Below are 13,267 nucleotides of genomic sequence, written 5' to 3'. Positions count from 1 at the left end.
GCTTTATGCAGGGAAATACGACGAGTGCTGCGCTATGCTTCGCGCCGTTGGCCTTTACTGATTTTTTACTGTCAACAAATCGTCTGTAACGTGAAGTAAAACAGCGCATGCTGCGCGTCAAAGCATAGTGCTTCTTTCAAAGAAGCCCGGGTCTGGGTAGTAGGGGGGGTGGATGGGTCAGGCAAGTAGTCAGGCGGCGGGGGCCGAGCATTCGGCGGCAAAACCGATCGGCATGCTGGTCGCTGCAGTCGGGGTGGTATATGGCGACATCGGCACCAGTCCGTTGTACACCCTCAAGGAAGTGTTTTCCGGCGCCTATGGCGTGCCGGTCAACCATGACGGCGTGTTGGGGATTCTGGCACTGATTTTCTGGTCGCTGATCTGGGTGGTGTCGATCAAGTACATGATGTTTGTGCTGCGTGCCGACAACCAGGGCGAAGGCGGGATCATGGCCTTGACCGCGCTGGCCCGGCGGGCGGCGGCGGGGCATGCCAAATTGCGCGGCTTTCTGGTGGTCTGCGGGCTGATCGGCGCGGCGCTGTTCTATGGCGACAGCATGATCACACCGGCGATTTCCGTACTCTCGGCGATTGAAGGCCTGGGGCTGGCATTCGACGGTATCGATCATTGGGTGGTGCCGCTGTCTTTGGTGGTGCTGGTCGCGCTGTTTCTGATCCAGCGTCACGGCACGGCGCGGATCGGCATTCTGTTCGGGCCGATCATGGTCACCTGGTTTCTGGTGCTGGGCGCACTGGGCGTCTACGGCATCATTCAGCATCCGGAAGTGTTGCAAGCGATGAACCCGGTGTGGGGCGTGCGCTTCTTCATCGTGCATCCTGGCATGGGCGTGGCGATTCTCGGTGCCGTGGTGCTGGCATTGACCGGTGCCGAAGCGCTGTACGCGGACATGGGCCACTTCGGCCGCAAACCGATTGCCCGTGCGTGGTTCATCCTCGTGCTGCCGGCGCTGGTGCTGAACTATTTCGGTCAGGGTGCCTTGCTGCTCGGTGATCCGGAAGCGGCCCGCAACCCGTTCTATTTGCTGGCGCCAAGCTGGGCGTTGATCCCGCTGGTGGGGCTGTCGACTCTGGCGACGGTCATTGCCTCGCAAGCCGTCATTTCCGGAGCGTTCTCCCTGACCCGTCAGGCGATCCAGCTCGGTTACATTCCGCGGATGCACATCCAGCACACCTCAAGCGCCGAACAGGGCCAGATCTACATCGGTGCGGTGAACTGGGCGCTGATGGTCGGCGTGGTCCTGCTGGTGCTGGGCTTTGAATCCTCTGGCGCCCTGGCTTCGGCTTATGGCGTAGCCGTGACCGGGACCATGCTGATGACCAGCATTCTGGTGTCGGCAGTGATTCTGCTGCTGTGGAAGTGGCCGCCAGTTCTGGTGGTGCCGGTTCTGTTGGGCTTCGTGTTGGTCGACGGTTTGTACTTCGCCGCCAACGTGCCGAAAATCGTTCAGGGCGGTGCGTTCCCGGTGATCGCCGGTCTCGCGCTGTTCGTACTGATGACCACCTGGAAGCGTGGCAAGCAGTTGCTGGTCGACCGGATTGATGAAGGTGGATTGCCGCTGCCGATCTTCATCAGCAGTATCGCCGTACAACCGCCACACCGTGTCCAGGGTACCGCCGTGTTCCTGACGGCGCGACCGGATGCCGTGCCCCATGCGCTGTTGCACAACCTGTTGCACAACCAGGTGCTGCACGAGCAAGTGGTGTTGCTGACGGTGGTGTACGAAGACATTCCGCGGGTGCCACCGACCCGGCGCTTCGAGGTCGATTCCTACGGTGAAGGCTTCTTCCGGGTCATCCTGCACTTCGGTTTCACCGACGAGCCGGACGTACCGAAAGCGCTGAAGCTGTGTCATCTCGATGAGCTGGACTTCAGCCCGATGCGCACCACGTATTTCCTCAGCCGCGAAACGGTCATCGCCTCCAAGCTCGAAGGCATGTCCCGCTGGCGCGAGGCGCTGTTTGCGTTCATGTTGCAAAACGCCAACGGCAACCTGCGCTTCTTCAATCTGCCGCTGAACCGGGTGATTGAGCTGGGGACGCAGGTGGAGATGTAAGCCCCAGCAAAAAGCCCCCGTTGCCATGAAGGCAGCGGGGGCTTTTTTGTGTTCAAAAGATCGCAGCCTTCGGCAGCTCCTGCGGGGCGTACGCCGCGTCATGTAGGAGCTGCCGAAGGCTGCTATCTTTTGGGAGGCTCTATCAGATCACTCTTGAGCGCTCGCTTCGGCTTCCTTCGCCTGACGCTTCACGATCACATCCACCAAACGCTGTGCCAGCGCGGGGTAGTTCTCGTCGAAGTGGTGACCGCCCGGCAACTTGATGACTTCGCCCACGACGCTCTTGTCGGTGCAGCCACTTTCGTCGACTTCTTCTTCACCGTAGATGCACACCACTTTATCGGCTGGCAGCTTGGCCATTTCCGGGCCGGTGGCGGCTTCTTTGCCAGCGTTGCCGAGCCAGCCTTCGACTTCGATTTCGAAGCTGCCGGTGCGGGCGAAGGCCAGCAGGATAATGGCATCGACGCGCTGTTGCTCGGAAGCTTCCAGACGGTTGTAGATCGCCGGCAGGACATCGGCGCCAAACGAATAGCCGGTCAGGATGAAGCGCTTGGTGCCCCATTTCTGGCGGTAGTGCTGCATCAGTTCGGCCAGGTCCAGGGCGCTTTGCTCAGGGCTCTTGTGCTGCCAGTAGTAGCGCAGGGTGTCGATGCCGACTACCGGATAGCCGATCTTCGCCATTTCTCCCGCCACGTCGCGGTCGAGGTCGCGCCAGCCGCCGTCACCGGACAGGAACAGGGTCACGGTGTCCTTGGCCTGGCCTGCCGGTACTTCGACCACCGGGATCTGCAGGCCGCCAGCGGCTTTGTCGCCGCCGACGAGGATCTTGCGCAGTTCGTTGTTCAGCACTTGCGGCAGGTTGATGTCGTAGTCGCTGATGCTGGTTTCGGCGTTGGGCTGGTCACGTACGAAGCCGGCACTGGTGTCGTCCGGGTTGTCGTTCCACGCCACCAGCCAATGGCCGTGGGCGGCGCTTTTCGGCAACAGGTGAGTGCATCCACCGGGTCTTTCCAGGGCCAGGTCTACCGAAATGGCCTGGGCCTTGTCGTTCTTCTGTTCCGACAACCAACGCCAGGCCAGCACGGCGCCCGGGCCGATACCGCTGACCAGCGTGGCGGGGCCTTTCAGTTCACGCAGGCCCGCTTGCAAGGCGCGACTTTGCAGCAAACATTCCTTGGGCAGGATCACCTGGACGATTTGCGCCGAAGCGCTGCGGCTCAGGGTGGTCAATTGCTTGTCACTGAGCTTCTGGTCGTCGTTGACCGCCACCAGTACCTGAGCCTTCGGCGTCGTGCCGGGGGTGACGCGGGTCATGGCGGCGCCATCGGCCGGTGTGAGCTGTTCCAGGGTCGGTTCCGGTGCCGGGCGTTTGAGGTACCAGAAACCGCCACCGAGAATCACGGCCAGCACAATCAGTACGGCCAGGATGTACTTCAGGGAGCGTTGAATCATCAGCGTTTCACCAATCCAGTCAAGCCGCCCGCGATCAGGGCGGCAGTATCGGCCAGGGCGACCAGCGGATCGAGTCCGGCGGGCACGGCCATATAACGGGGTTCCCAGTCAGGCTGGAACTTGTCTTTGAAGCGGCGCAAACCTTGGAAGTTGTACAGCTGCTCACCACGGCGGAATACCATCGAGCCCAGGCGCTGGGTCAACGGTGCACCGCGACGGGGTTGCAGCCCCGACAACGGCACCATGCCCAGGCTGAAGCGCGCGTATCCATGGTTTTTATAATGTTGAATCAGGCCGACCATCATGAATTCCATGGTCAGCTTCGGGGCCTCCGGGTGTGCGCGCATCAGGTCGAGGCTGGCCAGGTCGTGGCTGTAGGTCTCGAGCAGGTTGGCGAACGCCACCGGGCGTCCTTCGAAACGAATCACCGCGATGCGGAAATGCTTGAGGTAGTCATCGCTGAAGCGGCCCAGCGAAAAACCTTTTTCGCGGACATTCTTGCCGGTCAGCCAGGCATCGGAAATTACCCTGAGCTCTTCCATCGGCGCCTGGCCCGGTTCATGGATTTCCAGCGACAGGCCGTCACGGGTGCCGCGGTTCCAGGTGTAGCGCAGGTCCTTCATCTCTTTGCCCTTGGCTTCGAGATCAAAACGCTGGAGGTCGACCCGGGCTTCTTCGCCGAGCTTGATCGCGGTCAGGCCGATGTCCATGTAATACGGCAGGTTCTCTGCACGCACTTGATAGAACACAGGGCGGGCGTGGTGGAGATCGCACAGGTCGCGGAACTGCCAGATCATTTCGGCCCGTTGCTGACCCGGCCCGATCGGGTCATACAGCGCCACCAGGCTGCGGCCACGGCGGGCGTACATCAGGAACGCCTCGTCGTTAGGGTGAAACAGCAACGCCTTGTCACCGGTCAATGCGAGGCCACCATCCGGTTGCGCGGAGGCCATGAGGATCTTGCTCGCTCGCTCCAGCTCTTCAGGTGTCGGCAGATGGATCACCGGGCGCGCGGTACGCAGCAGCCAGGTCAGGGACACCACCACCAGCAGCACTGCCGCGCCGAGCAACGAGCGCAAGCCGCGCGGGGCATCGGCGTCGAGGGTGAACTGCCACCATAGCTGATGGCTGTAGGGGACGTCCTGGTAGGCAAACAACAGCAACCACATCGAGGCGCCGAGCACGCACAGGCTGGCCACCAGATACAACGGCGAGAAGGGCAGTTCGGTCAGGCGGCTCGGGCGATAGAACGAACGCCGGAAAACGCCCAGCAGGCTCGCCGTCAGCACCATCAGGCTGGCTTCCTCCCAGTCAAAACCTTTGAGCAGCGAGAGCAGGGCGCCTACCAGCAACAGAATGGTGGTCAGCATCCACGCAGCCGAGAGGCGACGGCGCAAGCCTTGGGCCAGCAGCAGGCACAGCACGCCGATCAGGCTGGCGCCAAAGTGCGAGGCATCGACCAGGCGATGAGGGATCAGAAAGCCGATGTGTTCCAGGCGCGTGTCGATTTCCGGGGTGGCCCCGGAGAACAGCAGTACCACGCCGGACAGGAACACCAGTACCGCCAGGATCGGTGCAGCCAGGCCAGAAGCTGCACGCAGGGTCTGGCGCGTCTGGAACAGGCGTTGGCCTTCGTTGATCAACAGCAGCAAGCAAGCCACCAGCAGCGGCAGCACGACATAGATCAAGCGATAGAGCAGCAGCGCCGCGGCCAGTGGTGCGGCGCCGAGGGTGTCGGAGAAAGCGGCCAGCAGGATCGCCTCGAACACGCCGACGCCACCCGGCACATGGCTGAGCACGCCGGCGGCCAGGGCCAGCAAGTACACCAGCAGGAAGGCGCCGAACGGTGGCGCTTCGGGCAACAAGAGATACAGCACGGTCGCAGCGGCGGCGACGTCCAGGGCGGTGATGATCAATTGCAGGAAGGTCAGGCGCCGCCCCGGCAGGCGCAACGTGCGGCGTCCGATCTTCACCAGCAGATTGTCCGGCACAGGCTGTTCCGGAAGGCGACGGCGGTAGATCCCGATCGCCAGGACCGAGAACAGCAGCAGAACGGCCACCGCAATGGCGCCCAGCAAGGTCGCGGAGAGTCCCAGGGCGGCAGAAGCCGCAGGCAGGTTGCTCAGGGTTGCCAGCGCGGCCAGCGGGGGCAGGGCGCAACCCAGCGAGAGGCTGGCAAACAATGTCATGCGGGCGACTTCGGCCGCTCCCACACCATCGCGGGCATATAAGCGGTAGCGAACCGAACCGCCCGACAGCATCGAAAGACCGATGGCGTTGCCGATGGCAAATGCCGTGAAGCCGCCCAGCGCCATGGTGCGCGGTGCCAGGCTCACGCCGGCATACCGACTGGCGGACCACTCGTAACCCAGCAGAATGATGAAACCTGCCACGGTTGCGGCCAAAGCGCCGAGCAAGGCCGGTTGCGGCACTTCGAGGATCGAGTCGTGCAGGGCGTCGAGGTCGAGTTCGCTCAACAGGTGGCGACAGGCAATCAGCGCGATCGTGAACAGCAACAACGTGACCGCCAGACCGATGGGTTGGCGGTATTTGCTGATCCGGTCAAGCAGGCGCAGGCGCTCGGCCTTGATCGGTTGTGTCGCTGTGACGGTGTCTTGTGGGTCAGACGAGTTGGCGAGCATCAATCACCTCTTGGATTGTGCGCGACAGGATGGAGGTATCCAGCCAAGTTACCAATCCCTGTAGAAAAAATAATCTCAAATACGGGCGTCCATCATCGGATGCCGGGGGGGTGATTCATTATCAGAAGTAGAGGTTTTCAGCCTGCGAGTGAGCATAGCCTGAACTCGGCGCGTTGGGCGACCCTAACGACTCGCTACACAGTGACAGATCATTGTTGCGAAAGGACTTTTTCAGCAGATACAAAAAAGGCCACTCTTTCGAGTAGCCTTCTTTGATGTTTGGTTGCGGGAGCCGGATTTGAACCGACGACCTTCGGGTTATGAGCCCGACGAGCTACCAGACTGCTCCATCCCGCGTCTGTGTGGCGGCATTCTATAGAGAAACGCCGGGGTGTCAACCGTTAATACCGAGTTGGGTCAAATAAACGTAAAACAGCGGTAAACGGTCGCAGGGTTGGCTTAAGTTTTGGAATCTGAAGGATTTCTCATTTCTGAATGGCCGGGGCGTCTGCCTTCATTTGTAGGAGCCCGGCTTGCCGGCGAAGGCGTTATTGAATGTCGCATCAACAGGAAGACTTGCTTCGCTGGCAAGCGAGCTCCTACAGGAAAGACGTCGGGAGTCTGGCGGTGGAGCAAAGGCCACCTTCGCTGGCGTCTAGCAGGAAATACGCGCGCACAAAAAAGGCCACTCTTTCGAGTAGCCTTTTTTGATGTTTGGTTGCGGGAGCCGGATTTGAACCGACGACCTTCGGGTTATGAGCCCGACGAGCTACCAGACTGCTCCATCCCGCGTCTGTGTGGCTCATTCTATAGAGATGCGCCCGGGTGTCAACCTTCAATTCTGATAAAACCTGTTCATCTTCAATCGCTTAGGTCGTTTTGTGGGTGATTGAAAGGGCTGAGAGTGAGGCAGGGCAAGGGCTGTGGCTCTATTGTGGTGAGCTTTCTGATTGAAAAAATAAATTCATCAGCGTGTTTTCCTACAAGGGGAAAAGAACATTCAGACTACTGGTGCTATATACAGGGGTCAGTGAGATACTGTTTATCCGACACACCATGACCCCTTTTTCTGCCATGAACACTGCTTCGACATGACCCAGCGAAAGATCATTCACGTCGATTGCGACTGCTTTTATGCCGCCATCGAAATGCGCGACGATCCACAGTTGGCGGGTAAGCCACTGGCGGTGGGCGGCTCGGCGGATCGCCGTGGGGTCATTGCCACCTGCAATTATGAAGCGCGAGCCTATGGTGTGCGTTCGGCCATGTCTTCAGGGCATGCCCTTAAACTGTGCCCGGACCTGACCATCGTCAAACCGCGCATGGAGGCCTATCGGGAAGCCTCGAAGGAAATTCACACGATCTTTCGCGATTACACCGACATCATCGAACCCCTTTCCCTTGATGAAGCGTATCTCGACGTGTCGGACAGCGCCTATTTCGCGGGTAGTGCGACACGTATCGCCCAGGACATCCGGCGCCGCGTTTCCAATCAGTTGCACATCACCGTGTCTGCCGGGGTGGCGCCGAACAAGTTTCTCGCCAAGATCGCCAGCGACTGGAAAAAGCCCAACGGTTTATTCGTGCTCACGCCGGATCAGGTCGAAGAATTTGTCAGTGGTTTGCCAGTGAGTAAGCTTCATGGTGTTGGCAAAGTCACGGCCGACAAGCTTGGCAAGCTCGGGATCGCCGATTGCTCGCAGTTGCGCGAGTGGGACAAATTGGCGCTGGTGCGCGAATTTGGCAGTTTTGGTGAGCGACTCTGGAGTCTGGCCCGCGGGATTGATGACCGGGTAGTGCATAACGACAGCCGTCGTCAGTCGGTCAGTGTCGAAAACACCTACGACGTGGATCTGCCGGATCTGAAAAGTTGCCTGGATAAATTGCCTGAGTTGCTGGACACCCTGGCAGGTCGCATGGCGCGAATCGACAGCAGCTACCGCCCGGGCAAGCCTTTCGTCAAAGTGAAATTCCACGACTTTACCCAGACCACGCTTGAACAGGCCGGGGCAGGGCGGGATCTGGGGAGTTATCAGTTGATGCTGACCCAGGCGTTCAATCGCGGCGGTAAACCGGTGCGGTTGTTGGGCGTTGGGGTGCGACTGGAGGATTTGCGGGGTGGGTTCGAGCAGATGGAGTTGTTTGAGCGTTAAGTCATGTAAAGCAAAAGATCGCCGCCTGCGGCAGCTCCTACAGGGAAATGCATTCCGATGTAGGAGCAGCCGAAGGCTGTGATCTTTTTTTGGCTTTAATTCGGTCGGGGTGTTGCCACCAGACGCTTGCCATCCTTGGCCAAGGACTTCAGGAACTCATCCTGCAACTCCGGATCATTGCGCGTCAGTTCGATCAGGCTCTGTTCCAGTTCACTGGCTTCTTCTTCAAGACCCAGTTCCGACAGCCGCTTGACCCGATGCACCCACTGGCTCACTTCGTCGCCTTCAAGGTCGTCATAAATCAACCCGTGGGCCTCAAACAGCTTGCTGCGCAAGGTGCTGCTGACGGCCAGGGACGAGTCGGTGTGCACGTCGTCCTGGGCATCTTCGACCTTGATCAGCAGTCGGCTCAGATGATTGATGTCATGTTCGGCGAATGGGCTGTCCAGCAAATTCAGGCGCAACACACCGTTCTTGTCGGTACTCAGCTCGAACGTTTGCTTGCCGGCCTTGACCTCGACCGGGCGTTCGCTCCAGGGCAGGCTTGAGTATTCCGTGCGCTTGTCGCGCTGAACCTCGTCGATGCCGGCCAGGTTTTGCTGCGCGCGGCCGTGAGACTGCACGTTCATGAACGGGTTGAGACCGGCGAAACCATAGCTGAGCCAGTCCTTGGTCACGCTGTCCGGCAGATTGCCGAGGGTGAACACATTGACCACGTTGGCACCGACACCCGCCACCACCGCCACCGCGCCCAGCGGGATTTCGTAAACCTCCCGCCAGGGTTGGTACGGCGTATAGCGATCGTAATGGCGCGTGACTTCGAACTCGGTGACTTCGAAGGTCTTCTGCTCGTGGATCTTCACCCGCCGTTGCGGCAGCTCAAGCACCTTGGGCTCACCAACATCGATCTGCAGGCTGTGATCGAGCAATTTGCGCTCGACACGTTCCTCGTGCTCGCTGCGTTGTGACATGTGGTTGGCACAGCCGCTGACCAGCAGGGCGCCGCACAAGGCGGCACCACCGAGGCCTAAGGTGTTTCGCTTGAACATGACGTCTCTATCTGGATTCAGCGGCGGATACGGGCCTGAAGGAAAGACAACACGTCTGCGACCGGCAGCGCTTGCGCCTCGGCCTCGGTGCGGCTCTTGTATTCCAGGTTGCCTTCGGCGAGGCCGCGGTCACTGACCACGATCCGGTGCGGAATGCCGATCAGTTCCATGTCTGCGAACTTGATGCCCGGGCTGGTTTTCTTGTCGCGGTCGTCCAGCAGCACTTCGAAGCCGGCTGCGGTCAGTTCCGCATAGAGCTTGTCGGTCGCTTCGCGAACTTGTTCGGTTTCGTAGCGCAATGGCACCAGGGCAATCTGGAAAGGTGCGAGGGTGTCGCTCCAGATGATCCCTTTTTCGTCGTTGTTCTGCTCAATGGCCGCAGCCACTACGCGGGACACGCCGATGCCGTAGCAACCCATTTCCAGGGTGACCGGCTTGCCGTTTTCGCCCAGAACTTCGCACTTCATCGCCTTGCTGTACTTGTTGCCCAGCTGGAAGATGTGTCCGACTTCGATACCGCGCTTGATTTCCAGGGTGCCTTTGCCATCCGGGCTTGGATCGCCGGCAACGACATTGCGCAGGTCAGCCACGGTTGGAACGGGCAGGTCGCGCTCCCAGTTCACGCCGAAGTAGTGCTTGTCGTCGATGTTGGCACCAATGCCGAAGTCGCTCATCAGCTCGACCGAACGGTCGATGATGATCGGCAGCGGCAGGTTCAGCGGGCCGAGGGAGCCGGCACCGGCGCCGATGGCGTCGCGAAGCTCGCTTTCGGAGGCCATGACCAGCGGGCTGGCAACGCCTGGCTGGTTGGCGGCCTTGATTTCGTTCAGCTCGTGGTCGCCACGGATGATCAGGGCAATCAACTTGCCTGGCTCTTCAGCGTGAACCACGAGGGTCTTGATGGTTTTCTCGATCGGCAGGTTGAAGCCTTCGACCAGTTGCGCGATGGTCTTGGCGTTCGGGGTGTCGATCAGGCGCAGCTCTTCGCTCGGCGCGGCGCGGGAGGTTTCGCGCGGTACAGCCTCGGCTTTCTCGATGTTCGCCGCGTAGTCGGAACCGTTGCTGAAGACGATGTCGTCTTCGCCGGATTCGGCCAGTACGTGGAACTCATGGGAGCCGGCGCCGCCGATGGAGCCGTTGTCGGCTTCTACCGGGCGGAACTTCAGGCCCAGGCGAGTAAATACGTTGCAGTAAGCCTGGTGCATGCGGTCGTAGGTGACCTGTAGCGACGGCTGGTCAGCATGGAACGAGTAGGCGTCCTTCATGATGAATTCGCGGCCGCGCATCAAACCGAAGCGAGGACGGATTTCGTCACGGAATTTGGTCTGGATCTGATACAGGTTGATTGGCAGCTGCTTGTAGCTGCTCAATTCGTTGCGCATCAGGTCGGTGATAACTTCTTCGTGGGTCGGGCCGGCGCAGAAGTCGCGGCCATGGCGATCCTTGAAGCGCAGCAATTCAGGGCCGTATTCTTCCCAGCGACCGGATTCCTGCCACAGCTCAGCCGGTTGAGTGCTCGGCATCAACACTTCGAGAGAGCCGGCGGCGTTCATTTCTTCACGAACGACAGCTTCGACCTTGCGCATTACCCGCAGGCCCATCGGCAGCCAGGTGTACAGGCCCGAAGCGAGTTTGCGGATCATGCCGGCGCGCAGCATCAGCTGGTGGCTGATCACGACCGCGTCGGAAGGCGTTTCTTTCTGTGTGGCGAGCAAAAATTGACTGGTGCGCATGGTTGGCCGTTATCGCTTGCTGATGACGAAATATGACGGAGCATTGTACGGGCGAGATCCGCTGGCGTACAGGCGTGCGGTCGGTGGTGTGGCGGCGGGCGGATTTCACGCCGCCCGCTGCAAAGGTTCCTGCAAAAAGCTTCTTACGATTCTTCCGCGACCTGGGTCGGCACCGGTTCCTGCCTTGGGGTCGGGCCTGCGTGACGGTTCTCCTGGAACCAGTGCAGGGCGATCAGCAGCAGTGTCGGGACGCCCAGCAGGGCGGTGATCAGGAAAAAATTGTGGTAACCGAATTTTTCCACCATGACGCCTGAATAACCGCCGATCAGCCGCGGCAGCAGCAGCATGATCGAACTGAGCAGGGCGTACTGGGTGGCGGAGAACTTGAGGTTGGTCAGGCTCGACAGATAGGCGACGAACGCCGAAGTGGCCAGGCCGGAACTGAAGTTGTCCAGGGAAATGGTCAGGATCAACATGTTCAGGTTGGCGCCCATGTCGGCGAGCATCAGGAACAGGATGTTGGTGCCCGCCGAGGCGACGCCGCCGATGAAAAGGATCGGCAGAATGCCGAATCGCACGATCAGCAGGCCACCCATGCCGGCGCCCACAAGGGTCATGATCAGGCCGAAAATTTTGCTGACACTGGCGATCTGGTCCTTGGTGAAGCCCTGGTCGATGTAAAACACGTTGGCCATCACGCCCATGACCGTGTCAGACATCCGATAGGTGGCGATCAGCCCGAGCAGCAGTAGCGCTTGCCAGCGGTAACGCAGGATGAAGTCGTTGACCGGCGTCAGCACCGGCGCCAGACCACGGCGTCCCATGGCTGACAGACACAGAGCGGTAAAGAGTGTGTAGAGGATCGCCCGCAGGAAGGCGCGGTCCTCGAGCAGCAGGTCGAGCACGCTCGCGCCTTCGAACAGCACGCTGGCGAAATCGGTGTTGTAGAGCTGGGTGAACATGGCGGGTACAGACACCAGCAGCACGATCAGGACAAACACCGAAGCCAGTTGATGCACAAAGCTGTAGCGCCCGGCCTGCAGTTGTGTGCGCAGCGGCACTGGTGGTTCGCGCATGAACAGCGAGGTCAGCAGGGCGGGAACCATCAAGGCGCCGAACAGCAGATACGTACCGGCCCATGCCGAATGCTTGTAATTGAAACCTGTGGAACCAAAACCTTCCGCGAAGAACAGGGCGCCGGCCGTGGCCAGCAGGGCGGCTATCCGATACCCGGACATGTAACTGGCGGCCAGGGCGGCCTGACGGCTGTCGTCGGCAATTTCCAGGCGATAGGCATCCACCGCGATGTCTTGCGTGGCCGAAGCAAAGGCCACCACAACAGCGATGGCGATCAGCCAGGACAGATGCTTTTGCGGGTCGCAGAAGCCCATCCCGACCAGGCCGAGGATCACCAGTGCCTGTGACAGCACCAGCCAGGATCGTCGTCGACCGAGTTTGCCCAGCAGTGGCAGGCGCCATTGGTCGAGCAGGGGGGACCAGACCCACTTGAAGGCGTAGGCCAGTCCGATCAGGCTTGCGTAGCCAATGGTTTCGCGAGCCACACCGGCTTCACGCAACCAGACCGAAAGCGTCGAAAACACCAGCATGTAGGGCAGGCCGGCGGCGAAACCAAGCAACAACAGCACAAGTGTCGATGGGCTGGCATAAGCGGCGAGCGCGGCGCGCCAGGTTTTACGGGGCATGGGCTGAAGTCTGCCTCAAGAAATACGGAAACAAAGCGCGCACTCTAACCGCTGTGCTCTACCGGACGCCAGCCATGGCGCTGAATATCAACACGATTATTCAGGACACTGATCCCTTCCATGCGCAGTCGGGCACGCTGTTCGTCTCCCGAAGGGCTTCCGGCCGGCAGGCTCAGGCGGCCACCTGCGCCCAGCACACGATGCCAGGGTAATTTGCTGTCGCCCGGCAATTGACTGAGGGTGCGCCCCACCCAGCGGGCAGCGCGACCCAGTCCCGCGAGCTCGGCCAATTGACCGTAGCTCACAACTTTACCTTCGGGCACTTGCGCGAGGGTCAGATACAGCGCCGTGCGTCGGATTTTCGCGGCGCTCTCGGGTTCGGGGGGGGATTCGGTCACGTCCAGAGTTCCTGAAAAATGCACAGTACCGTTTGTAGAGTAAATCCTGGATCGCCAATTGAG

General features: G+C 60.3%; 8 protein-coding genes and 2 tRNA genes. 2 read left to right on the top strand and 8 right to left on the bottom strand.

Annotation, left to right across the window (positions count from 1 at the left end; genetic code table 11):
- Window positions 1–172 precede the first annotated feature (172 nt).
- Entirely contained in the window at window positions 173–2,074 is a 1,902-nt protein-coding gene (locus QYH43_RS13445) for a potassium transporter Kup (RefSeq protein ID WP_301157191.1), read from the top strand.
- A gap of 147 nt (window positions 2,075–2,221) precedes the next feature.
- On the opposite strand, the gene QYH43_RS13440 is transcribed toward QYH43_RS13445, so the two are convergent.
- The 4 genes from QYH43_RS13440 to QYH43_RS13425 form a co-directional block, all read right to left on the bottom strand.
- The gene (locus QYH43_RS13440; protein ID WP_301157190.1) at window positions 2,222–3,526 is read right to left on the bottom strand and encodes a virulence factor family protein; all 1,305 of its coding nucleotides are present in this window, start codon (window positions 3,524–3,526) and stop codon (window positions 2,222–2,224) included.
- Window positions 3,526–6,168: a bifunctional lysylphosphatidylglycerol flippase/synthetase MprF gene (mprF, locus tag QYH43_RS13435; RefSeq protein ID WP_301157189.1), complete on the bottom strand. Its 2,643-nt coding sequence runs from the start codon at window positions 6,166–6,168 to the stop codon at window positions 3,526–3,528. The genes QYH43_RS13440 and mprF overlap by 1 nt, the downstream gene beginning before the upstream one ends.
- Window positions 6,169–6,448: 280 nt before the next feature.
- Window positions 6,449–6,525: transfer RNA gene (locus tag QYH43_RS13430), tRNA-Met, on the bottom strand.
- 358 nt (window positions 6,526–6,883) lie between these two features.
- A tRNA-Met gene (locus QYH43_RS13425) sits at window positions 6,884–6,960 on the bottom strand.
- 299 nt (window positions 6,961–7,259) lie between these two features.
- On the opposite strand from QYH43_RS13425, the gene dinB reads away from it, so the two are divergent.
- Window positions 7,260–8,321, top strand: a complete 1,062-nt coding sequence (dinB, locus tag QYH43_RS13420; RefSeq protein WP_301157188.1) for a DNA polymerase IV — start codon at window positions 7,260–7,262, stop codon at window positions 8,319–8,321.
- Between the two features lie 95 nt (window positions 8,322–8,416).
- Here the strand turns inward: dinB and QYH43_RS13415 are convergent, their stop codons facing one another.
- The 4 genes from QYH43_RS13415 to QYH43_RS13400 form a co-directional block, all read right to left on the bottom strand.
- Window positions 8,417–9,370 carry a hypothetical protein gene (locus QYH43_RS13415; RefSeq protein WP_301157187.1) on the bottom strand — a complete coding sequence of 318 codons (954 nt, stop codon included), beginning with the start codon at window positions 9,368–9,370 and terminating at the stop codon, window positions 8,417–8,419.
- A 17-nt stretch (window positions 9,371–9,387) separates the two neighbouring features.
- Complete coding sequence (locus QYH43_RS13410) at window positions 9,388–11,103, bottom strand: proline--tRNA ligase (RefSeq protein ID WP_301157186.1); 1,716 nt, start codon at window positions 11,101–11,103, stop codon at window positions 9,388–9,390.
- A 143-nt stretch (window positions 11,104–11,246) separates the two neighbouring features.
- On the bottom strand, window positions 11,247–12,806 hold the full coding sequence (locus QYH43_RS13405; protein WP_301157185.1) for an AmpG family muropeptide MFS transporter: 1,560 nt from the start codon (window positions 12,804–12,806) through the stop codon (window positions 11,247–11,249).
- A gap of 44 nt (window positions 12,807–12,850) precedes the next feature.
- Window positions 12,851–13,204: an MGMT family protein gene (locus QYH43_RS13400; protein ID WP_301157184.1), complete on the bottom strand. Its 354-nt coding sequence runs from the start codon at window positions 13,202–13,204 to the stop codon at window positions 12,851–12,853.
- Between the last annotated feature and the right edge of the window lie 63 nt (window positions 13,205–13,267).

The sequence above is a fragment of the Pseudomonas sp. C32 genome (assembly GCF_030417915.1).
Classification (GTDB): Bacteria; Pseudomonadota; Gammaproteobacteria; order Pseudomonadales; family Pseudomonadaceae; genus Aquipseudomonas.
The sequence above is the reverse complement of the archived record's forward strand: the minus strand, read 5'-3'. Positions and strand labels throughout refer to the sequence as shown.

Coding starts and splice junctions, on each gene's coding strand:
- QYH43_RS13445 (WP_301157191.1), top strand. CDS start 173: ATGGGTCAGGCAAGTAGTCAGGCGGCGGGGGCCGAGCATTCGGCGGCA.
- QYH43_RS13440 (WP_301157190.1), bottom strand. CDS start 3,526: ATGATTCAACGCTCCCTGAAGTACATCCTGGCCGTACTGATTGTGCTG.
- mprF (WP_301157189.1), bottom strand. CDS start 6,168: ATGCTCGCCAACTCGTCTGACCCACAAGACACCGTCACAGCGACACAA.
- dinB (WP_301157188.1), top strand. CDS start 7,260: ATGACCCAGCGAAAGATCATTCACGTCGATTGCGACTGCTTTTATGCC.
- QYH43_RS13415 (WP_301157187.1), bottom strand. CDS start 9,370: ATGTTCAAGCGAAACACCTTAGGCCTCGGTGGTGCCGCCTTGTGCGGC.
- QYH43_RS13410 (WP_301157186.1), bottom strand. CDS start 11,103: ATGCGCACCAGTCAATTTTTGCTCGCCACACAGAAAGAAACGCCTTCC.
- QYH43_RS13405 (WP_301157185.1), bottom strand. CDS start 12,806: ATGCCCCGTAAAACCTGGCGCGCCGCGCTCGCCGCTTATGCCAGCCCA.